This is a genomic window from Pseudomonas sp. DTU12.3 (assembly GCF_004124275.1).
In the GTDB taxonomy this organism is placed as follows: Bacteria; Pseudomonadota; Gammaproteobacteria; order Pseudomonadales; family Pseudomonadaceae; genus Aquipseudomonas; species Aquipseudomonas helmanticensis.
In genome coordinates, this window is record NZ_CP027218.1 from 819,968 (window position 1) to 842,196 (window position 22,229).

At 60.7% G+C, this 22,229-nt stretch carries 19 protein-coding genes; 13 read left to right on the forward strand and 6 right to left on the reverse strand.

All coding sequences use genetic code 11. The features are described from left to right. The first annotated feature begins 48 nt into the window (after positions 1 to 48). Positions 49 to 1,341 (forward strand): putative hydroxymethylpyrimidine transporter CytX, encoded by a 1,293-nt coding sequence (cytX, locus tag C2E19_RS03645; protein ID WP_129388218.1) that lies wholly within the window; start codon positions 49 to 51, stop codon positions 1,339 to 1,341. Here the strand turns inward: cytX and C2E19_RS03650 are convergent. Next, positions 1,310 to 2,056 (reverse strand): RsiV family protein, encoded by a 747-nt coding sequence (locus C2E19_RS03650; protein WP_129388221.1) that lies wholly within the window; start codon positions 2,054 to 2,056, stop codon positions 1,310 to 1,312. The genes cytX and C2E19_RS03650 overlap by 32 nt on opposite strands. A gap of 227 nt (positions 2,057 to 2,283) precedes the next feature. Here C2E19_RS03650 and C2E19_RS03655 point away from each other — a divergent pair, with 227 nt between their 5' ends. The 9 genes from C2E19_RS03655 (at position 2,284) to C2E19_RS03695 (ending at position 11,663) form a co-directional block, all read left to right on the forward strand. Beyond that, the gene (locus C2E19_RS03655; RefSeq protein ID WP_093430152.1) at positions 2,284 to 2,901 is read left to right on the forward strand and encodes an NUDIX domain-containing protein; all 618 of its coding nucleotides are present in this window, start codon (positions 2,284 to 2,286) and stop codon (positions 2,899 to 2,901) included. After that, a complete protein-coding gene (locus C2E19_RS03660; protein ID WP_064117171.1) occupies positions 2,892 to 3,344 on the forward strand; it encodes a DUF1249 domain-containing protein in 453 nt (150 codons plus the stop codon). The genes C2E19_RS03655 and C2E19_RS03660 overlap by 10 nt, the downstream gene beginning before the upstream one ends. A 99-nt stretch (positions 3,345 to 3,443) precedes the next feature. Next, entirely contained in the window at positions 3,444 to 4,259 is an 816-nt protein-coding gene (gene cpdA / locus C2E19_RS03665; RefSeq protein ID WP_129388224.1) for a 3',5'-cyclic-AMP phosphodiesterase, read from the forward strand. Between the two features lie 173 nt (positions 4,260 to 4,432). After that, positions 4,433 to 5,041: a YqiA/YcfP family alpha/beta fold hydrolase gene (locus C2E19_RS03670; RefSeq protein ID WP_129388227.1), complete on the forward strand. Its 609-nt coding sequence runs from the start codon at positions 4,433 to 4,435 to the stop codon at positions 5,039 to 5,041. A gap of 41 nt (positions 5,042 to 5,082) precedes the next feature. Beyond that, positions 5,083 to 6,990, forward strand: coding sequence for a DNA topoisomerase IV subunit B (gene parE / locus C2E19_RS03675; RefSeq protein WP_129388230.1), 1,908 nt, complete (start codon positions 5,083 to 5,085; stop codon positions 6,988 to 6,990). Next, positions 6,990 to 7,979 carry an esterase-like activity of phytase family protein gene (locus C2E19_RS03680; RefSeq protein ID WP_129388233.1) on the forward strand — a complete coding sequence of 330 codons (990 nt, stop codon included), beginning with the start codon at positions 6,990 to 6,992 and terminating at the stop codon, positions 7,977 to 7,979. The genes parE and C2E19_RS03680 overlap by 1 nt, the downstream gene beginning before the upstream one ends. Next, positions 7,976 to 8,500, forward strand: a complete 525-nt coding sequence (locus C2E19_RS03685) for a TIGR02281 family clan AA aspartic protease (protein WP_129388237.1) — start codon at positions 7,976 to 7,978, stop codon at positions 8,498 to 8,500. Before C2E19_RS03680 ends, C2E19_RS03685 begins: the two co-directional genes overlap by 4 nt. A gap of 7 nt (positions 8,501 to 8,507) precedes the next feature. Next, positions 8,508 to 10,772 carry a DNA topoisomerase IV subunit A gene (gene parC, locus C2E19_RS03690; RefSeq protein ID WP_129388240.1) on the forward strand — a complete coding sequence of 755 codons (2,265 nt, stop codon included), beginning with the start codon at positions 8,508 to 8,510 and terminating at the stop codon, positions 10,770 to 10,772. A 177-nt stretch (positions 10,773 to 10,949) separates the two neighbouring features. Next, positions 10,950 to 11,663 carry a membrane integrity-associated transporter subunit PqiC gene (locus C2E19_RS03695; RefSeq protein WP_129388243.1) on the forward strand — a complete coding sequence of 238 codons (714 nt, stop codon included), beginning with the start codon at positions 10,950 to 10,952 and terminating at the stop codon, positions 11,661 to 11,663. 345 nt (positions 11,664 to 12,008) lie between these two features. Here the strand turns inward: C2E19_RS03695 and C2E19_RS03700 are convergent, their stop codons facing one another. Then, complete coding sequence (locus tag C2E19_RS03700; protein WP_129388246.1) at positions 12,009 to 13,523, reverse strand: AhpA/YtjB family protein; 1,515 nt, start codon at positions 13,521 to 13,523, stop codon at positions 12,009 to 12,011. Positions 13,524 to 13,657: 134 nt separating this feature from the next. Between C2E19_RS03700 and serB the strand changes: the two genes are divergently transcribed. Then, a complete protein-coding gene (serB, locus tag C2E19_RS03705) occupies positions 13,658 to 14,872 on the forward strand; it encodes a phosphoserine phosphatase SerB (RefSeq protein ID WP_129388249.1) in 1,215 nt (404 codons plus the stop codon). Between the two features lie 104 nt (positions 14,873 to 14,976). On the opposite strand, the gene C2E19_RS03710 is transcribed toward serB, so the two are convergent. From C2E19_RS03710 to C2E19_RS03730, 4 genes are all read right to left on the reverse strand, one after another. Beyond that, complete coding sequence (locus tag C2E19_RS03710) at positions 14,977 to 16,728, reverse strand: molecular chaperone (protein ID WP_129388252.1); 1,752 nt, start codon at positions 16,726 to 16,728, stop codon at positions 14,977 to 14,979. Positions 16,729 to 16,875: 147 nt separating this feature from the next. After that, entirely contained in the window at positions 16,876 to 17,736 is an 861-nt protein-coding gene (gene asd / locus C2E19_RS03720) for an archaetidylserine decarboxylase (protein WP_129388256.1), read from the reverse strand. 18 nt (positions 17,737 to 17,754) lie between these two features. Continuing rightward, a complete protein-coding gene (rhdA, locus tag C2E19_RS03725; RefSeq protein WP_129388259.1) occupies positions 17,755 to 18,570 on the reverse strand; it encodes a thiosulfate sulfurtransferase in 816 nt (271 codons plus the stop codon). Between the two features lie 42 nt (positions 18,571 to 18,612). Next, positions 18,613 to 20,151 (reverse strand): HDOD domain-containing protein, encoded by a 1,539-nt coding sequence (locus C2E19_RS03730; RefSeq protein WP_129388262.1) that lies wholly within the window; start codon positions 20,149 to 20,151, stop codon positions 18,613 to 18,615. Positions 20,152 to 20,317: 166 nt separating this feature from the next. Here C2E19_RS03730 and motA point away from each other — a divergent pair, with 166 nt between their 5' ends. Both motA and motB read left to right on the forward strand, forming a co-directional pair. Then, complete coding sequence (gene motA / locus C2E19_RS03735) at positions 20,318 to 21,169, forward strand: flagellar motor stator protein MotA (RefSeq protein ID WP_007952169.1); 852 nt, start codon at positions 20,318 to 20,320, stop codon at positions 21,167 to 21,169. A 3-nt stretch (positions 21,170 to 21,172) separates the two neighbouring features. Next, positions 21,173 to 22,225: a flagellar motor protein MotB gene (motB, locus tag C2E19_RS03740; protein WP_129388265.1), complete on the forward strand. Its 1,053-nt coding sequence runs from the start codon at positions 21,173 to 21,175 to the stop codon at positions 22,223 to 22,225. Positions 22,226 to 22,229: the final 4 nt, after the last annotated feature.

Consider the following 22,229-nt stretch of genomic DNA (forward strand, 5'->3'; position numbering starts at 1 on the left):
TCGCGAATGCGATCAACACAACAAAAATGTCCCTCTGAGATAACACCCTTGAGCATTCAACCCAGCACTTATTCCCCCGACCTCGCCGTGCCCGCCGACAAGCGTGTATTCGGCGGTCGCGATCTGTTTTCCCTGTGGTTCTCCCTCGGCATCGGCCTGATGGTCTTGCAGACCGGCGCATTGCTCGCGCCAGGCCTGGGCCTGTCCGGTTCGCTGCTGGCGATTTTCCTTGGCACGCTGGTCGGCGTGCTGTTGTTGGCCGCTGTCGGCGTGATCGGCAGCGACACCGGCTTGTCGTCGATGGCCGCGCTGAAACTCAGTCTCGGCAGCAAAGGCGCGAGCCTGCCGGCGTTGCTCAACTTGCTGCAACTGATCGGTTGGGGCTCGTTCGAAATCATCGTCATGCGCGATGCGGCCAGCCTGCTCGGCACCCGCGCGTTCAGCGAAGGTTCGCTGTGGTCGAACCCGGTGTTGTGGACGCTGTTTTTCGGCGCGCTGGCGACCTTGCTCGCGGTCAGCGGGCCGCTGACTTTCGTCCGGCAGATCCTGCGCAAATGGGGCATCTGGCTGCTGCTCGCCGCGTGCCTGTGGCTGACCTGGAACCTGTTTGCCAAAGCCGATCTGGCGGATCTCTGGTCGCGCGCCGGTGACGGTTCGATGCCCTTCGCCGTGGGCTTCGACATTGCCATCGCGATGCCGCTGTCGTGGCTGCCGCTGATCGCCGACTACTCGCGTTTCGGCAAGCGTGCGAAGAATGTCTTCGGTGGCACGGCCATCGGTTTCTTCATCGGTAATTTCTGGTTGATGAGCCTTGGCGTCGCCTACACCTTGGCGTTCGCGCCGAGCGGTGAAGTCAACGCACTGTTGCTGGCATTGGCCGGTGCCGGGCTGGGCATTCCGCTGTTGCTGATTTTGCTCGATGAGTCGGAAAACGCCTTCGCCGACATTCACTCGGCAGCGGTCTCCAGCGGGATTCTGTTGCGCCTGAAAGTCGAGCATCTGGCCTTGGCCATCGGCGTGATCTGCACGCTGATCGCCCTGCTGGCGCCGTTGGCGCAGTACCAGAATTTCCTGTTGTTGATTGGTTCGGTGTTTGCGCCGCTGTTTGGCGTGGTGCTGGTGGATCACTTCATCCTGCGCAAGCGCAGCGCTCAGGTCGCTTCAGCCGCATTGCGCTGGCCGGCGTTGTTGGCGTGGCTGGGTGGCGTCAGCACCTACCATTTGCTGGCGAATCTGTATCCGGATGTTGGCGCAACCCTGCCGGCGCTGGTGCTGGCAGGGCTGTTGCAGCTAGTGCTCGGCCGGGCCTTCAGTTACGGCCAGGAAACAGCTCGGGCTTGAGAATGCCGTTCAGACGCGGATAAGGAATCTTCAGTTCGACGTGGCCCAGCGCGTAAGGCGCAATGGTGGTCACGTCGTACTTGAGAACCACGCCGCCATAGGTCAGCGCCACGTTCGGGGTTTTCACGAACGGCCAGTTCTTCACGAACTCCGCTTCCTGATCGAGCTTGGTGCTGATCAACCAGCTGTTGTGCGCGACCTGCGCCGCCTTCCAGAACGCCTCTTCCTGACCCGGCATCAGCATGTCGGACAGGTTCAGCACCTTGTGCTGCTGGCGCGAATAGTTGATGAAACCGCGCCCCGGGGTGCCATGCGCGCCACCGGTGTCGAGGTAGCTCGACAACTCGATGATCACCAAGCCGTCATGCTGCTCGCGTACTTTCGCTTGCAGGTAGCTGCTGTTGCGCGGGCCGGCGCTGGCCAGAAACTGATCGCGATAAGCCGCCAGGGTCGGCGCTATCGGGGCGTTTTTCTCGGTGCGGGTCATTTGCAGCAGACGTTTTTCGATGATGCCGTCCAGCGCAGGTTCTGCCGGGAAGCGCAGGGTGTCGATGTTGACCAGCGGGCAATCCGGGTTGGAACAGCCCGGTTTCAGTTGTTCCGACGCATCGCGGGTAGTTTCCAGCGGCGTGCGGTAGTTGGGTTGGAACAGGCTTGCGCACGCGCCCAGAGTCAGGGCAATGGCGGCCACGGAGGCAATTTTGAAAAGCGACATGGGCGTCCTTTCGAAAGCAAGGGAAGGCAAAAAGTTACCGCTTCGACTCTCAACGAAGCAGTCAGTTCGCCACTAAGCTAATTAGAGTGCGTTTCGCCGCCACCGTCCATCCCGCTGACGGTAAAGGGGCTGCATCAAACCGTTCGGGCGCGTTAGGATGGCGCGAAGTCGAGGTTGCCAGTCTCACACGGCAACCTCGTAATGGATGTGCAGTAAAGAGGATGCTCATGACTGATTTTGCCAATGCTATTCCGACCACCGTCGACGTCGTACGGCGCGAACGCTGCTACGAGGGCTTTTACAAGCTCGACCGTTTGCACCTGCGCCATGAATTGTTCGCCGGAGGCATGAGCCGCGAGATCAACCGTGAAGTGTTTGTCCGTCACGATGCCGTGTGCATGCTGCCCTACGATCCGCAGCGCGACGAAGTGGTGCTGATCGAGCAGTTTCGCGTTGGCGCCATGGGCAAGACCGACAACCCGTGGCTGGTCGAACTGGTCGCTGGTCTGATCGACAAGGATGAACAACCGGAAGAAGTTGCTCACCGCGAGGCGCAGGAGGAAGCTGGACTGGACATCAAGGCCCTGTGGCCGATGACCAAATACTTCCCGTCGCCGGGTGGCAGCAACGAGTTCGTGCATTTGTATCTGGGGCGTTGCAGCACCGAGGGCGTTGGCGGTCTGCATGGTCTGGAAGAAGAGGCAGAAGATATCCGCGTCACGGTCTGGGCTTTTGAAGATGCCTTGCAGGCCGTCCGTGACGGACGCATTGCCAACGCGGCGAGCATCATCGCCTTGCAATGGCTGGCGCTGAACCGCGCCGAAGTGAGGGGGTTATGGTCGTAAACAAGTTGCGCGATCGCTATCGAGTCGACCTCGCGGGGCTGCAAGCCGCCTGCGAGGCCAACTACGCGCGTCTGATGCGACTGGTGCCGGACATGCGCAACGAGCCGGAGGCGCGGCGCATCGCCGTGACCCAGGGCGAGCAGATGCTCGGCGTGCTGGCCCTCGAAGTGCTGCAAACCTGTCCGTACACCACCACGTTGCAAGTGCGTCAAGAGCACAGTCTGCCGTGGCTGCCGGTGCCGCAACTGGAAGTGCAGGTCTATCACGACGCACGCATGGCCGAAGTGGTCAGCGCCGAACATGCACGACGCTTTCGCGGCATCTATCCTTATCCGAACGCGGCCATGCATCAGCCAGATGAAAAGGCCCAGCTCAATCTGTTCCTGGGGGAATGGCTGAGTCATTGCCTGGCGTTGGGGCATGAGTACGAAGTCGTACGCTAGTTGTGAACTGTGTCCGGTTCGGCAGTTTCCTCTTTGACTGATCCCCCAGCATAATTGCGGCACTCGATCGATTCCGTGCTTTTGCCTTGGGAGAACGCCTTGCCGAGCGTATCCACGTTGACCACCGCCGATGCGGCGCTGCTGGTGCAGTTGTCCGACAGCCATCTGTTCGCTGAAGCGGACGGTACGCTGCTGGGCATGAATACCCGCGAGAGCCTGCAAAAGGTCATCGAACTGGTGCTGGGGCAACAACCGCAGATCGATCTGATTCTGGCTACCGGGGATATTTCCCAGGACGGCACGCTGGAGTCGTATCAGCAGTTTCGCCAGATGAGCGCGCAGATTGACGCCCCGGCGCGGTGGATTCCCGGCAATCACGACGAACCGATGATCATGGCCGAGGCCGCCGTGCAGAGCGCGCTGCTGGAGTCGGTAGTCGATATCGGCAACTGGCGGGTGACGCTGCTGGATTCGGCGGTGCCGGGTTCGGTGCCGGGGTATTTGCAGGATGATCAACTGCAACTGCTGGCGCGCTCACTGAGCGAAGCGCCGGAACGTCATCATCTGGTGTGCTTCCACCACCATCCGGTGTCGATCGGTTGCGCATGGATGGAGCCGATCGGCCTGCGCAATCCTGAAGCGTTTTTCGAGGTGCTGGATCGTTTTCCACAGGTTCGCGCGGTGCTGTGGGGGCATGTGCATCAAGAGATTGATCGCGAGCGCAATGGCGTGCGCCTGATGGCTTCGCCTTCGACCTGCATTCAGTTCGAGCCGGGCAGTGAGGGCTTCAAGGTCGGCGAGCAGGCACCGGGGTATCGGTGGTTAAGGTTGTTGCCGGATGGGCGGCTGGAAACCGGAGTGGAGCGAGTTACCGGGTTCACCTTCACCATCGACTACGGCTCCAACGGTTATTGATAATCCCTGTAGGAGCTGCCGGAGGCTGCGATCTTTTGATCTTGAAAACAGAATCAAAAGATCGCAGCCTTCGGCAGCTCCTACAGGATGCAGGCGGGCATCATTTGGATGGCCCATCCTGCCCTGACTCCCTGTAAACTCCGCTATCTTTGGCCGACACTCAGGGAGCTCAAATGTCCGGTTCGATCCTCTATATCCACGGTTTCAACAGCGCCCCGGCCTCGAAAAAGGCCTGTCAGCTGGTCGCGGTGATGGAGCGGCTGGGTTTGAGCGAGCAATTGCGGGTGCCGGCGCTGCATCACCATCCGCGCGAAGCCATCGGTCAGCTGGAGCAGGCAATCGCCGAGCTGGGCAGCCCATTGCTGGTGGGAAGTTCACTCGGCGGCTACTATGCGACTCACCTTGCCGAACGCCATGGCCTGAAAGCCCTGCTGGTCAACCCGGCGGTCAGCCCGCACCGGATGTTCGACGGCTATCTGGGCACGCAGAAAAACCTGTATACCGATGAAACCTGGGAATTGACCCACGACCACGTCACGGCCCTGGCCGAACTGGAAGTGCCGGCGCCTCAGGATGCCCAGCGCTATCAGGTCTGGTTGCAGACCGGCGATGAAACACTGGATTATCGCCTCGCCCAGCAGTATTACCGCGCCTGTGCCTTGCGCATTCAGGCCGGCGGCGACCACAGTTTTCAGGGTTTCGCCGGGCAATTGCCGGCGTTGCTGAGTTTTGCCGGCATTGGCGCCGATTTGTATCAGGCAATCGATTTCACCGCACTGTGAAGTCTTGCCCCTATTTCATGAATGACTGACGACGAGACCCTATGGCCACTCCCAGCGCTAGCTCTTATAACGCCGACGCCATCGAAGTCCTCTCGGGCCTCGACCCGGTGCGCAAACGCCCCGGCATGTACACCGACACCAGTCGGCCGAACCACCTCGCCCAGGAAGTTATCGACAACAGCGTCGACGAAGCCCTGGCCGGTCACGCCAAATCGGTGCAGGTCATCCTGCACGCCGACCACTCGCTGGAAGTCAGCGATGACGGCCGTGGCATGCCGGTCGACATCCACCCGGAAGAGGGCGTGTCGGGCGTCGAACTGATCCTCACCAAACTGCATGCGGGCGGCAAGTTTTCCAACAAGAACTACCAGTTCTCCGGCGGTCTGCACGGCGTGGGTATCTCCGTGGTCAACGCCTTGTCGACCGAAGTGCGCGTACGTGTGAAGCGTGACGGCAACGAATACCAGATGACTTTCGCCGATGGCTACAAAGCCTCCGAGCTGGAAATCGTCGGCACCGTCGGCAAGCGCAACACCGGCACCAGCGTGTACTTCGCGCCGGATCCGAAATACTTCGATTCACCAAAATTCTCCATCAGCCGCCTCAAGCACGTACTCAAGGCCAAGGCTGTGCTGTGCCCGGGGCTGCTGGTCAGCTTCGAAGACAAAGGCACCGGCGAGAAAGTCGAGTGGCATTACGAAGACGGCCTGCGCTCGTATCTGGTCGACGCCGTCAGCGAATTCGAACGTCTGCCGAACGAGCCGTTTTGCGGCGCTTTCGCCGGTAATAAAGAAGCGGTCGACTGGGCACTGCTGTGGCTGCCGGAAGGTGGCGACGCGGTACAGGAAAGCTACGTCAACCTGATCCCGACGGCGCAGGGCGGTACCCACGTCAACGGTTTGCGTCAGGGTTTGCTCGATGCGATGCGCGAGTTCTGCGAGTTCCGCAGCCTGCTGCCGCGCGGCGTGAAGCTGGCGCCGGAAGACGTCTGGGAGCGCATTGCGTTCGTCCTGTCGATGAAAATGCAGGAGCCGCAATTCTCCGGCCAGACCAAAGAGCGTCTGTCATCGCGTGAAGCGGCGGCGTTCGTTTCCGGTGTGGTCAAGGATGCCTTCAGTCTGTGGCTCAACGCCAACCCGGAAACCGGTCTGGCCTTGGCCGAATTGGCGATCAACAACGCCGGCCGTCGCCTCAAGGCGAGCAAGAAAGTCGAGCGCAAACGCGTCACCGCGGGTCCGGCATTGCCGGGCAAACTCGCTGATTGCGCCGGGCAAGATCCGATGCGTTCCGAACTGTTCCTGGTTGAAGGTGATTCCGCCGGCGGTTCCGCCAAGCAAGCGCGGGACAAGGAATTCCAGGCGATCCTGCCGTTGCGCGGCAAGATCCTCAACACCTGGGAAGTCGATGGCAGCGAAGTGCTCGCCAGTCAGGAAGTGCACAACATTGCCGTGGCCATCGGTGTCGATCCGGGCGCGGCGGACATGAGCCAGCTGCGTTACGGCAAGATCTGCATCCTCGCCGACGCCGACTCCGACGGTCTGCACATTGCGACCTTGCTGTGCGCGCTGTTCGTCCAGCATTTCCGCCCGCTGGTGGATGCCGGTCACGTCTACGTGGCGATGCCGCCGCTGTACCGCATCGACTTGGGCAAAGAGATCTACTACGCCCTCGACGAAGCCGAGCGCGACGGCATTCTCGACCGTCTGGTCGCCGAGAAGAAACGCGGCAAACCGCAGGTCACCCGATTCAAAGGTCTGGGCGAAATGAACCCGCCGCAGCTGCGTGAAACCACCATGGACCCGAACACTCGGCGTCTGGTGCAATTGACGCTGGGCGAAGACTTTGCCGAAACCGCGGAAATGATGGACATGCTGCTGGCGAAGAAACGCGCCGGTGACCGCAAGACCTGGCTCGAATCCAAAGGCAACCTCGCCGAGGTGCTGACCTGATGCAGTTTGGCTGGGCCTTGGCGGGTGCGTTGCTGCTGAGTGCGATGACGGTATCGGCCGAGCCGTTACAGGAGTTGCGCCTGCTTGCCGAGCATCCGGTCGACGGCATGCGCGGCGGCAATCTTTCGGGCCTGGCGCTGTGCGGTAACGAGTTGTGGACGGTGTCGGATCGCGATGACGATCAGATCTACCGTCTCGACACCCGCGACCAGGTCTGGCAGGCCGAAACCGTGCACATCGACGTCCCGCCAGTGCCCGACAGCGGCTTGCCGTGGGGCTTGAGTTCGCGCACCTGGGCGGCATCATTTGTTCGCGGTGGCGATCTGGACTTCGAAGGCATCACCTGCGACAACGCCGGCAATCGCTTCATTGTCAGCGAAGCTCATGCGGCCGTTTTGCAAGTGCCGCCACAAGGCCCGGCGTCATGGCTGAAAATCTCGCCGATGCTGGTGAAGGAAGCCCGTGCCAGTGGCATGTTGCTGCACTTCAATGCGCTGTTCGAAGGTTTGGCGATCAACCCGGCGGGCGATCAGTTATGGCTGGCGGCCGAGCGCGAGCGTCGCGGCCTGCTGAAGATCAAGCGCCAGCAAACGGTCTGGGATTGTGACGGTGCTTGTGTGCTGCTCAGCGAAGCCGGGGTCGAAATGCAGCCGTCGCAGTTTCCCAAGGCGCGCGCCGTGACCCGTGATTTCGCCGACCTGTCACTGTTCAGCGGCAAACTGTTCACGCTGGAGCGCAACGCCTTCCAGATCTGCCGCCGCGATGCAGTCACGGCTAAAGTCGAACATTGCTGGTCGTATGCTGAAGATGCCTTGCAACCGCAGCGCCAATACTCACAGGCCTACGGTCTGGCAGAAGCCTTGGTGGTGGATGCGCAGGGCGCATGGATCGGTATCGACAACAATGAAGGCGTCCGCGCCGACGGCGAAAAACGCCCGATCATCTGGCGCTTCGCCGCGCCGGATGGCGGTTGGAGCGCCAAACCGTGAGCCAGCAACCTGCGGGCAAACGCGCCGGGCGGGTGCTGATGATTCTGGCCTGGTGCGCGGCGTTGTTTCTGGCCACGCGGTTTTTCGGCCAGTGGGAGCAGCGCCAGCAGAATCCGAACGTGGTAGTCAGTTCGGAGCAGGGCGAAGGTTTTATCGAAGTGAAACTGGCCGGCAACGCTCAAGGGCATTTTGTCGCCAGCGGTCAGATCAACGGTGAGCCGGTGGAGTTCATGCTCGACACCGGCGCCACTGATGTGGCGATCCCGGCGGATCTGGCCAAACGCTTGAAGCTGGAAGAAGGTTTCGGTGTGACCCTGAGCACGGCCAACGGCCTGAGCCAGGGCTATCGGACCAAAATCGACCGCCTGCAACTGGGCGACATTGTGCTGCGGGATGTTCGCGCACTGGTGGCGCCGGGGCTGCATGGCGATCAGGTGCTGCTCGGCATGAGCGCCCTGAACAAACTTGAATTTACTCAGCGCGGTGGCACCATGTTGCTGCGCCAGACAACGAACCGATGAGGCCTGCATGAGCAATCCCCTTGATCTCAGCCTGGACGGTGTAGAACGCCGGTCGCTGGCTGACTTCACCGAAAGTGCCTACCTCAACTACTCCATGTACGTGATCATGGACCGTGCACTGCCGCATATCGGCGACGGTCTGAAACCGGTACAGCGTCGCATCATTTATGCGATGAGCGAGCTGGGGCTGGACGCTGATTCCAAGCACAAGAAATCGGCACGTACGGTCGGTGACGTGCTCGGTAAGTTTCACCCGCACGGTGACTCGGCGTGCTACGAAGCGATGGTGTTGATGGCTCAGCCGTTCAGCTATCGCTACACGCTGGTCGACGGCCAGGGCAACTGGGGTGCGCCGGACGATCCGAAGTCCTTCGCCGCCATGCGATACACCGAAGCGCGTCTGTCGCGTTATTCCGAAGTACTGCTCAGCGAGCTTGGCCAAGGCACTGCCGACTGGGGCCCGAACTTCGACGGCACCCTGCAGGAGCCGCTGGTGCTGCCGGCGCGTCTGCCGAACATTCTGCTCAACGGCACCACCGGCATCGCCGTGGGCATGGCCACCGACGTGCCGCCGCACAACCTGCGCGAAGTCGCCACCGCTTGCGTGCGTTTGCTTGATGAGCCGAAAGCCACGGTCGAACAGCTCTGCGAACACATTCAGGGCCCGGACTATCCGACCGAAGCGGAAATCATCACGCCGCGCGCCGACCTGCTGAAAATGTATGAAACCGGCAAGGGCTCGGTGCGCATGCGCGCCGTGTATCACGTCGAGGACGGCGACATCATCGTCACCGCGCTGCCGCACCAGGTCTCCGGTGCCAAGGTGCTGGAGCAGATCGCCGCGCTGATGCAGGCGAAACCGTCGAAAGCCCCGCAGATCGCTGACCTGCGTGACGAATCCGACCACGAAAACCCGTGCCGCATCGTCATCATTCCGGTCAACAGCCGCGTTGATCACGATGCGCTGATGCAGCACCTGTTCGCCAGCACCGAGCTGGAGTCGACCTACCGGGTCAACGTCAACATCATCGGTCTGGACGGCAAACCGCAGCTGAAGAATTTGCGCGCGCTGCTGGTCGAGTGGCTGGAATTCCGCGTGCAGACCGTGCGTCGCCGCCTGCAATTCCGTCTCGACAAGGTCGAACGTCGCCTGCACCTGTTGGACGGTTTGTTGATCGCTTACCTCAACCTCGATGAAGTGATCCACATCATCCGTACCGAGGAACACCCGAAAGCCAAGCTGATCGAGCGTTTCGCCCTCAGCGAAATCCAGGCCGACTACATCCTCGACACCCGTTTGCGTCAGTTGGCGCGACTGGAAGAGATGAAGCTGCGCGATGAGCAGGACGAACTGCTCAAGGAACAAGCCAAGCTGCAAGCTTTGCTGGGCAGCGAAGCCAAGCTGAAGAAGCTGGTGCGCACCGAGCTGATCAAGGACGCCGAAACCTATGGCGACGACCGCCGCTCGCCAATCGTCGAGCGCAGCGAAGCCAAAGCGTTGACCGAACACGATCTGCTGCCGAACGAGAAAGTCACCGTCGTGCTGTCGGAAAAGGGCTGGATCCGTTCGGCCAAAGGCCACGAAATCGACGCCACCGGCCTGTCGTACAAGGCTGGCGACGGCTTCAAGACCTCGGCGGCGGGGCGCTCCAACCAGTCTGCCGTGGTGATTGACTCCACCGGCCGCAGTTATTCGGTTGCCGCGCATACGCTGCCGTCGGCGCGTGGCCAGGGCGAACCGTTGACCGGTCGTCTGACACCGCCACCGGGCGCGACGTTCGAATGCGTGCTGATGCCGGAAGACGAAGCGTTGTACGTAATCGCTTCCGACGCCGGTTACGGTTTTGTCGTCAAAGGCGAAGACCTGCAAGCCAAGAACAAGGCCGGTAAAGCCCTGTTGAGCCTGCCGAACAACGCCAAGGTGATCGCGCCGCGAGCAGTGGCCGATCGTGAGCACAACTGGTTGGCCTCGGTGACGACCGAAGGTCGCCTGCTGATCTTCAAAATCAGCGATCTGCCACAATTAGGTAAGGGCAAAGGCAACAAGATCATCGGTATTCCCGGTGAACGTGTGGCCAGTCGCGAAGAATATGTCACGGACATCGCCGTCATTCCGGAAGGCGCCACCTTGGTGCTGCAGGCCGGAAAACGTACCTTGTCGCTGAAAGCCGACGACCTCGAACACTACAAAGGTGAGCGTGGACGTCGCGGGAATAAACTCCCACGGGGCTTCCAGCGGGTAGATGCGCTGCTCGTCGAAAACCTCAATTAGGCGCCCTAGAGCGTTCGATCTACGATTTAACGCGTAGATCGACGCTTTGGCGCTGGAGTCGGAACGCATATTCACGGATGATATGGCCTTTCCAAGCGCCGGCGTGGCCGAGCGTTCTTCATATTTATTGAGTATTTTCACTGTGGTCAGCCTTGTGGCGGCCACCTGGACGGGATGATGACTGCGCTGCGCCTTCCACTTATTTTGTTGCTCGCCGGCGTTCTTGGCCTGGCGGGTTGCAGTGTTCACCAGCCGGTGTCGCTGTATCAACTGGACAGCGGAAGTCCGGTTCAGCCTGCGCAAAGCGCGGGCATGGCAGTTTTGTTGGGCCCGGTAGTCGTGGCTGATTACCTGCAACGTGAGACTTTGCTGCAACGTCAACCGGACGGCAGCCTGCAAGCAGCGACCGATGGTCGTTGGGCAGGGAGCCTTTCGTCGGATATCGATCAGTTGTTGATGCGTCAGGTTGCTGGTCACCTCGACAGCCAACGTGTAGTGCTGGCACCGGCCACCAGCGGATTTACCCCGGATGTGCAGGTTTTGCTGACCATCACCCGTCTGGACTCTGGTGAGAAGCAGCCGGCTATTCTCGATGCGCAGTGGCGCTTGATCGACCGTCGTGGTCAGGTGCGCGATAACCGCATTGTTCATTTGCAAGAGTTGCACGCCGGCAGCACGGCGTCGCAAGTACAGGCGCAGGGGATTCTGTTGCAGCGTCTGGCTGAGCAATTGTCGGTGGCGCTGAAACCGTTGGCCAACCAGCCTCCGGTGGCTGAGGCTCCGCGTAAATCGGCACCGAAGCCAGCAGCACCGGCGGCGGAAGCCGAGAAGCAGCCGAAGATCCCGATGGCCTCGCCGATTCGTACGGACATGGAAGTGTTCCGCTTCTAAGTCTGGATCGAGTCAAGACAAAGCCCGCCTTGTGCGGGCTTTGTTGTGTCTGGGGGGCTGGAGATCTTTCTTCGTCAGTGCCGGCCTCTTCGCGGGCAAGCCCGCTCCCACAGTGGCCGTGGGTGTCCTAAAAAACCTTGGCAGCCTGGAACCCTGTGGGAGCGGGCTTGCTCGCGAAGAGGCCCGGACAGACGACAAAAGATCGCAGCCTGCGGCAGCTCCTACATGGGTGTTGCACGAATAAATCCCTGTAGGAGCTGCCGCAGGCTGCGATCTTTTCCGCAGGCAACAAAAAGCCCGCAGACAACCGCTTGTCTGCGGGCTTCTGTGTTTCAGGCCTAAGACTTAAGCCCGGCGTTCATGCATCCGCGCGAGCTGCCGTTCCAGCATCGACGGATAAGGCTCCATCAATCGCTCGACACAGCAAGCGCCTTCAGGACTGGCAATCGGGCGGATCCGCGCACGCTGACGAATCAGCGCATCGTCACTGATCTTGCGCTCAACCAGCAACAGATTGCGGCTATGTTGCGACAAGGCCAACGCGTCCTGGGCCGAGTCGGTCAGCAGCAGATCGATCTGACTCAAACCGAACAACTCGTCTCCGAGGGTCAGGCCCAGTTGCAATTGCAGGGTGATGCCGCTGTCTGCGACTTCAATCTGCAACTGATGACCCAGCGCCCGCAGCAACTCGCCGCAGCAAATCGCGTTGGTCAGGTAATCGTCGCCGCTGTCTTCGGTGTGGAACAGCATCAGCGTGCTGCCGTCGTTCAGGGTTTCGATTTCGCCCTGATACAGCGAAGCGGCCTGATCGAGGCAATCGCGATAGCGCTCCAGCAACTCTTCCAGACGCGCACGCGGCAGACGACGCAGGTGCTCCTGCGAGCCCAATTGCACCGCCAGCACAGCGCTGTGTTGCGGCACGCTTGGCGTGGCCTTGCGGATTACCGGCTGGGGCGCGGTATCAAGCGATTCGTCGCGCAGATCGGCGAAGGCGTCGTCGTCTTCATCGTCTTCAACGGTGCTGACCACGTGGCGCGGTGCCGGCTTTTGGGCGGCCAGGGGGCGGGTTTCGTCGAAGCTTGGGTCGCGCAGATTGCGCACTTCGAACTCCGGCTCGTCGTCCTCTTCTTCTTCGAACTCGGGTTCCGGCTCAGGTTTAGGCGCGGGCTCCGGGGCGTAGTTGGCGTGCAACTGGCGCGCCAGATCGCCGATCTCGTCCTGGCGATCAGTGCCCGGCGTGTATTCGTCGATGTTGCGCAGCCAGACGCGCAATTGCAGCAGCGGCGTCGACAGATAGCGGCCCATGCGCAGGCTCAAGGCCAGCGACAGCGCCAGCAGAATCCCGCTGAGAATGCCCATGCTTTGCAGGCTGATGGTCATCGGCTGCTGGAACTGATCCATGTCCAGGCTGATACGCAGTTGCCCGGCGGTCACGTCCTGGAAAGTGATCTTGCTCTCGTACATGCCTTCGGCTTCGCCCAGCAGGCTGTGCTTGGGCCGCTGACCTGACTCGGCGAGGATGCGGTTATCCACGCTGTAGATCGCCGCATGGGCGACCAGTTTGTTCTTGGTCAGGTTGTTGAGCAGCACGTTGAGGCTGAGGATGTCGTTGGACACCAACAGCTCCGTGGCAGAGGTCGCGGTCTGCGTGGTCAGGCTTTCGCCCAGCGCATCGGCCTGCTGGTGCATGGCCTGCTTGAATTGCAAACCCATCACGCCGGCATAGATCACCAAGGCCAGAGCGACCAGGATCACGTTATGGCTGGCAATGCGCAATGCAATCGGTACACGGCGGTGGCGCAGTGCACGGAAGATCAGCAGGAAGAAGTTATCGGTTTTAACTGGCGTGGGCCGGTTCACTGAGCTCGGCTCTTTTGTCCGTGAAGTTGACGCGCAGTATAGCGACAGGCCCTAGACCGGCAAAGCGCTCGCGGTGCCCGATGGTCACTGAAAGTGGGTAGAATGCGGTTTTTTTCCAGTTGCGGGGGTGCGCGTTGCGCGAAATCGTCCTGATTAACATCACGGGAGTCGACCGTCCGGGTCTGACGGCAGCCATTACCGGTGTTCTGGCACAAGGTGGTGTGAACATTCTCGATATCGGTCAGGCGGTGATCCACGACACCCTGTCGTTCGGCATCCTGGTTGAAATTCCCGACTCCGAGCAAGGTAAATCCGTGCTCAAGGACATCCTGTTCAAGGGCTACGAGCTCGACCAACAGGTGCGCTTCACCCCGGTGTCCGAAGAGGACTACCAGCAATGGGTGGGCAATCAGGGCAAGAAACGCCACATCGTCACCCTGCTGACCCGCAAAGTGACTGCCGGCCAATTGCAGGCCGTCAGCTCGATCACCGCCAAATACGGTTTGAACATCGACCATATCGACCGTCTGTCGGGTCGTATGCCGCTGGACACTCCGGCGGACAAGGGCAAAGGCTGCATCGAATTTTCCGTGCGTGGCGAAGCGGCTGATCCGCAGGCGCTGCGCGCTGAATTCCTCAGCGTCGCGCAGGAACTGAATGTCGATATCGCCTTCCAGGAAGATTCGCTGTTCCGTCGTAACCGTCGCCTGGCAGTGTTCGACATGGATTCGACGCTGATCGAAGCCGAAGTCATCGACGAACTGGCCAAGGCTGCCGGCGTGGGTGATCAGGTTTCCGAGATCACCGAGCGGGCAATGGCCGGCGAACTGGATTTTCGTGCCAGTTTCAAAGAGCGTCTGGCTTTGCTCAAAGGTCTGGATGTCAGCGTACTGGACTCGATCGGTGCTTCGCTGCGTCTGACCGAAGGCGCCGAAACGCTGTTCGCCGAACTCAAGCGTCTGGGCTACAAGACCGCGATCCTGTCTGGCGGCTTCACCTACTTCGCTAAACAGTTGCAGGCCAAGCTCGGCATCGACTACGTGTTCGCCAACGAACTGGAAGTGGTCGACGGCAAGTGCACCGGCGTGGCGATCGAGCCGATTGTCGATGCGCAGCGCAAGGCGGATCTGTTGAAAGAGCTGGCGCACAAGGAAGGTTTGCGTCTGGAGCAGACCATTGCCGTGGGCGATGGCGCGAACGATTTGCCGATGCTGGCGATTGCCGGGTTGGGCGTGGCGTTCCGTGCCAAGCCGTTGGTCAAGCAATCGGCGAAGCAGGCGATCTCGACGCTGGGTTTGGATGGCGTGCTGTATTTGCTGGGCTTCCGTGATCGTGATGGGCAGCTTTAAGATTTCTGCTATCTGAGCTGGCCTCTTCGCGAGCAAGCCCGCTCCCACATTGGAATGCATTTCAAATGTGGGAGCGGGCTTGCTCGCGAAGGCCGCGCCTCGGTCTAAAGCGATTTCCACAACGAATCAAAATCCTCCTCGCTCGCGCCATTCTGCGCGGCTTCCAGCGAGCGATAAGCAAACTGATTGAAACTGTGCGTACTCGCCACCCGTCGATCAAGGCCGGCGCGGTGTTCTTCGCCCTGAGTGTTGATCAGCACTTTATTGCCTTCCTGAAACGGTAAGCGTGGCGCCAGCAGCGTAGCGGGCACGTCGATCGCGCTGATCTCCGGCAACAATAATCCGCGCAAATACTGGCTGTGATCGTCGCGTGAGCGCACCAGTTGCAAGCCGCATGGCTGCGCATGTGGCGCCACCAACTCAATGCCCATTTGCGTACCACCGCCGCGCACCTGACGAATCCAGCGAATCACCGCGATGCTCCAGCCCAGACTGACGCTGTCCTGAATGCCGAGCATTTCTCCGGCCTGCAATTCGGCAGGCACCTCTTTCGGCCAGCCCAGGCAGTAACCGCCGGGACTGTGATTGATCACGGGCAATGCGTAAGTCGGGTAGTGCGGCGCCGCATCAGCGCTGCTTTCATCTTCGACGAGGTGGTCGTACTGGATTTCTTCGTAGGGCAAAAACTGCTCGTTATTCTGCGGCGCCGCGTCGAAAGCCTGGCTCCAGCTGTCCTTCTCACCTTTTGCCACGGCGTGGCTGAAATTCGCCGCGCGGGCGCCGGGGTGTTTGAGCATATCGCTGAAGCTACGCTCGCCGCCGAGGTAGAAGTGCAGGGCGCTCATGCCCACGCACACGGTCAGACTGCCCTGGCCGACGGTGCGCTGAAAACTGCGTTCGGCGGCCTGGCCCCATGCGGCATGCAGGTGTTGCAAGGTGTCGAAGCTGAGCCCGGTCGGGATCGGCAAAGGTGTCGACGTGTCCTGGTGCAGCAAATGCGCTTCGATGGCATTCACCAGCGGCTGTGGATCGAAGCCGAGCAATCCGGCCTGTTGCTCACTGCGAAACATGTTGCGATAACGCGGCCCGGCGTCGATTTGTGCGCTGACCGCAAACAGACCGTCGTCCGGGCGGGCGGGATGCAGCTTGAGCAGAGCGCTCCATGGTTCGAGCACTTCTGCCAATCGGGCGATCTGGTTCTGTCGCAGTTGATTGCAGCGGGCGCTGCCCAGCAACAGGGCAGCGATATAAGTCTGTTCCAGGCTCAACTCGGTGGTCAGGCTGGCCAGATCGTCATGCACTCGACGCTGTTGCAGCTGCAACTCACACGCTGTGCGATACAGCTGATGCAACTCAAACCACAAGTGTTCCGGTGGCGGGCTATAGAGTTGAGTCGCGCGCACCAATTGGCCTTTCGACGCATGGGCTGCCCGTTGCAGTGCGGTGCTGAGCAGCGCCGCGCGATCCTTGGCGTACTTGGGCGCAATGCGCAGGACGATCTGTTTGTAGCCGATGGCCAGATGACTTTGCAGCGCCTGACAGAGATTGCTGACCTTGCGCGAGCGCTCGTCGAGCATGATCGCCTGATGCAGGAAATGCCGCTCCAGGTGCTGGCAGACGAAGTAAACCTCGGGGCGCAGCAATTCGAGCAACTGCAGACGGTTGTCGCTGGGGGTGAGCAGTTGGTTGAGTTCGCCGAGGCCTTGATACAGCAGGCGGGCGGTTTCGCCGATGTTGGCCTTGGGCAAGTCGGCGATCCAGCGCTTGAGGTCGCGCGGGCTGGCTTCGCAAAACGACAGGCGTGGCTGACTCGGGGTCGGTGCGCGTAGCTGCGGTGGGGAAATGGTCTGGCTCATGCCAAAAACCATAGCAGCAAATAAGCGAACTGGTGTTCAACCTGTAGGAGCTGCCGAAGGCTGCGATCTTTTGATTTCGATTTAAAAAACCAGAATCAAGAGATCGCAGCCTTCGGCAGCTCCTACAGGGATTGTGTGTTTCTAGAATCAGGCTTTTGGCAGTGCCAGGCCTTGGCCCATCTGTACTGGTGAACCGGCTACCAGTTGTTCTGCCCATTTCACCTGATCCGGGCCGAACAGCACGACGGCAGTCGAACCCAGCTTGAAGCGGCCCAGCTCGGCGCCTTTTTCCAGATGGATCGGCGCACGCGCGGCTTCGTCGTAACGGAAGGTTTTCAGTTCACGCTTCGGCGGCGTGACCAGACCGGCCCAGACGGTTTCGATCGAAGCGACGATCATCGCGCCCACCAGTACAACGGCCATAGGCCCGCGCTCGGTGTCGAAAATGCACGCTACGCGCTCGTTGCGGGCAAACAGCTCCGGAACGTTTTCAGCGGTGGTCTGGTTCACCGAGAAGATCCGGCCCGGGATGTAGACCATCTCGCGCAGGGTGCCGGCCAGCGGCATGTGCACGCGGTGGTAGTCCTTCGGCGACAGATAGATGGTGGCGAAATCGCCGCCCATGAATGGCGCCGCGTTGGCGGCATCACCACCGAGCAGTTCCAGCACGCTGAAGCTGTGGCCCTTGGCCTGGAATACGCGACCGTGCTCGATCGGGCCGAGCTGGCTGACCGCACCGTCGGCCGGGCTGAGGATCGCGCCCGGGGTTTCGTCCAGTGGACGCGCGCCGTCTTTCAGGGCGCGGGTGAAGAAGGCGTTGAAGTGCTCGTAAGCGGTGAGGTCTTCGACCAGCGCTTGCGACATGTCCACCTGGTAACGCTTGGCGAACCACTGGGTGAAGGCATTCTTGAACCAGCGCACGCGGCACTCGGCGATGCAGCCGGCGAGGCGCGACAGCAGGTGATGAGGCAGCAGGTACTGGCTGAGGATAAACAGACGCTCTTTCATTAGTTGTCCTTAAAAACCTTAAATCTCGACAGGCGTGTCAGGGTGGTTGCCCCATTCGCCCCAGGAACCGGCGTAGCCCTTGACCCGCGGATACCCGAGGGACTTGGCCACCAGATAAGTGAAGCCCGACCGGTGATGGGTCTGGCAATGGGTAATGATTTCTTTGTCCTTGCTGATCCCGAGGTCTTCGAGGATCTGCGGCATGTCCGTACGAATGCGCAACTGACGGGCCTTGTCCATGCCGGCGGTCCATTCGAAATTGACCGCGCCGGGGATGTGCCCGGCCTTGGCGGCCAGCACTTTCTCGCCGGAGTATTCCAGCGGCCCGCGCGCGTCCCAGATCGCCAGATCGGCAGCACCGAGGCGGCTTTGCAGGTATTCACGGGTTGCGGTCGGCTCGTCGTGCAAGGTCAGCGCGACCGGGCCGCCCACTGCTGGTGGCACCTGGATCGACATCGGCATGCCATCTGCCAGCCATGCCGGCAAACCACCGTCTATATAGTGGTACTTGTCGTGACCGATCACGTCGAGCAGCCAGATGAAGCGCCCGGCCCAGCCGCCGCCTTCGTCGTCATACACGACGTAGACCGCGTCCTTGCGATGGCCCAGCTCACCGAACAATGCTTCCAGATCGGCTTTGGCCGGCAGCAGTCCCGGCGCCGGCGGCTGGCCGAGCTGGGTGCGTTTCGGATCGACAAAGCGTGCACCGGGAAGGTGACCTTCGGTGTAGCGGGCGGGACTGGTCAGGTCCACCAGAATCAGGTTGCTGGCCTCAAGCCGAGGAAGCAAGTCGCTCGGTTCGATGACGAGCGGCAAGCCAGAGAAGTCAGACATGTGAGGTCTCCAGAGCACAAAGGGGAGGATTGTAGCGCAGCCTCATCGGCCACGGCTGCTAAAGCTTTGCAGGGCTTTTTCGATGCATTGTGCGGTTTTGCCAAAGGCTTGCACGCTGATATCGGCGAACGGCCCGCCGCCCTGGTCGGCGACGACGATCATGATCACCCGGCCGTTATTGACCAATGAACGCAAGAGCAGATGTTCGCCACGAAACAGTGCGCGCAGGCTCGGAGGCAGCAGGGCGGAAAACTGTGCGTTGTTGTCCGGGTTGATGCGCACCTGCGCTTGTTGCGCGAGCAGGCGTTGCAGCACGGTACTTTGACTGACGGCGAACGTCAGCGCAGCGGCTTCTTTTGGCAAACCATGTGTTTGTTGCACGCGCAGACTGGATTGCGTGCGGTCGGCCATCAGGATCAGCACCCGACGCATGCCGCTGGCAACTAATGCATCGCGGGCCGCAACGGTCAGGCTCATGGCATTGGTGAAGCGGCTCGGTTCTGCCAGCAGTTCGGCGCACTGCTTGCGCCATTGCGTCAGGTCTTCGGCGCTGGGCGCGGCAGCCGGCAACATGCCGGCCGGCAAGCGGCGGGTGCCCCACGGCCACAACAGCGAAACCGCCGGGTGCCACAAGTCTGGCATTGCATGATGACGGGCGCTGTTGGCGGCCTGCTGGTGCAATTGTTGCTGCACTTCATCCATCGAAATTTGCAGGTAAAGGCTGGTCAGGTACTGCCAGCGCTCACTGTGCGGACTGTCCCAGGCCTGTTGCGCCGACAGCGCCAGACCATTGGCCAGTAGCACTGTGTTGGCCGGCTGATTGAGCCAGCGGCGCAATGTCGGGTCATCGTCGAGGCGGTTTTGCTGGCGCAACGGATGTTCGCTGTCGCGAGCGATGCGCAGCACTTTGACCAATTCGCGTTGTTCGCTGAGGAGCAGTTTGTAGCCCTGCTGAACCCAGATCGGCAGATGCCAGGCTTCGACCAGCGCGTCGGCGATTCTCAACAGGCGCACGCCAAACAATTGCTTTTCGACGGTGCGTGCCGACTCGCCCTTGTGGATAACCCGTAGTTCCCATTCTTCCAGCAACTGTGGATAGGTCAGCGCCAGCGGCCATAACGGCGACAGAAACAGCAGGCTGCCCCAATGAATGTCCTGCCACAGCCGCGCCAGGCGGCTGGCGAAAAAACCGTTGGCCTGTTGCGTCGCGTGCTGGCTGATCATCTGCAATTGGCGCAGGGCCTTGGGAATTTGCATCAGTGGCTCGGCGGGCAAGCGCGCGAGCAACTCTTCGGTACGCGCCAGGCCGAGACGGTTGATCGCCACTTCAAGATTTTCCGCCGGCGAAGCCATATTGCCGTGGGTGTGACGATTGGCCTCACGGATGATGCTCAAGGCCAGTGCGGGGCTGTCCTGCATCAGATCGGCGATGTCGCGCAGCGAGCTGCGATTGTCGCGAATCGCCCGGCAAACCTTGTCGTGAGCCTCTTGCGGTACGGGCAGTCGAACGCTGTCGAGCAGCTTGACCCAGCCGTCGAGCGTGGTCGGTTTTGCGTGTGGGACGTTCGTTTCATTAGCCATGTCTGGAGGGGATCTTCACTGACTGTAGACGCGCCCGGCATGGGCTAAATTGGCTTTTCGCCTGAACTGGCTATAGTCTGGCGCAGTTTTGCCGATAAGTAGAAGAAGAGATTTTTTAACTTCCGAATATGACCTTGAACCCGACTCAGTAAGTACTTTCCTACCTATGGCTAAAATTATCGGCATCATCGTCGTATTCGCGAGCGTGCTCGGCGGATACGTGCTCTCCCACGGCAAGATTGCCGCCCTGATCCAGCCCTTCGAGGTGATGATTATCGGCGGTGCGGCCCTTGGCGCATTCCTCCAGGCCAACCCCGGCTACATGACGATGCACGTGCTCAAGAAATCCTTGAGCATGTTCAGTTCGCGCTTCAGCCACACTTTCTATCTGGAAGTGCTCGGCCTGATCTACGAGATTCTCAACAAAAGCCGCCGCGAAGGCATGATGGCCATCGAAGGCGACATTGAAGATGCCGCTGCGAGCCCGATCTTCGCCAAGTACCCGGCAGTGCTCAAAGATGAGCGCATGACCGCGTTCATCTGCGATTACCTGCGCATCATGTCGTCCGGCAACATGGCCCCGCACGAACTCGAAGGTCTGTTCGACATGGAGTTGTACAGCCTCAAAGAAGACCTCGAACACCCATCCCACGCGGTAAACGGTATTGCCGACGCCATGCCCGGTTTCGGCATCGTTGCGGCGGTACTCGGTATCGTGGTGACCATGGCATCCCTGGGTGAAGGCGACCAGAAGTCCATCGGCCTGCACGTCGGTGCGGCACTCGTGGGTACCTTCTTCGGTATTCTCGCGGCGTACGGTTTCTTCGGCCCGCTGGCGCACTCGCTGGCCCACGATGCCAAAGAAGAGCTGAACGTCTACGAAGCCATCAAGGCCTCGCTGGTGGCTTCGGCTTCCGGCATGCCGCCATCGCTGGCGGTCGAGTTCGGTCGCAAGGTTCTGTACCCGGCCCACCGTCCAAGCTTTGCCGAGCTGGAACAAGCCGTTCGCGGTCGCTAAGCCATGGAAAATAATCAGCCGATTATCATCAAGCGCGTCAAGCGCATAGCCGGCGGGCATCACGGCGGGGCGTGGAAAATCGCCTTCGCCGACTTCGCCACGGCGATGATGGCGTTCTTCCTGGTGTTGTGGCTGTTGTCCACCGCCACACCTGAGCAGAAGATCGCCATCGCCGGTTACTTCAAGGACCCGGTCGGCTTTTCCGAAAGCGGTACGCCGTACATCATCGATCTGGGCGGCACGCCGACCCTTGCGCCGGAAAACACCCTCAACCCGGAAGTGAAGTCGCAGCCGCAACCGGACAAGGTCACGGTCGACACCGAGCAGGTTGAAGGCATGGCCGAGCAGGTCGAGAAGGAACGTCTGGAACTGCTCCTGCAAGAACTGCAGAACAAGGTCGACGAGAACCCGCAACTGCAGAAATTCAAGGATCAGATCCTCTTCGAGATCACGCCGAACGGCTTGCGCATCCAGATCATGGACGCCGAGAACCGGCCGATGTTCGACTCGGGTTCTGCACGCCTGAAGCCGTACTTCGAAGACATCCTGCTGGCCATGGCCGACACCATCAAAGCGGTGCCGAACAAGATCAGCATCAGCGGCCACACCGACGCCAAGCCGTACACCGGCACCGGCGATTTCGGTAACTGGGAACTCTCGGCCAACCGTGCCAACGCGGCCCGTCGTGCCTTGGTCGCCGGTAGCTATCCGGATGCGCAAGTGGCGCGGGTCGTCGGTTATGCCTCGTCGGCGCTGTTCGACAAGGAAAACCCGTTCAACCCGGTCAACCGTCGTATCGACATCGTCGTGCTGACCAAGAAAGCCCAGGCTGCCATCGAAGGCTCGCAAGGTGCCGATCCGGCGAAACCGGCGGATCAAGGCCAGAACGGCGGCGCTCCGGCGACGCCGGTCGACCCGAACGCACTGCCGGCGGATCAGCAGCCGGTGCCCGCGCATGAGTTGCGCGAACGGTTGAATCTGTTTGATGACGCCGCGCCGAAACCGGCGGAATCGGGGAGTGCGGCGCCAGCGCCGGCTCCTGCGCCGAAGCAGTAAGAGA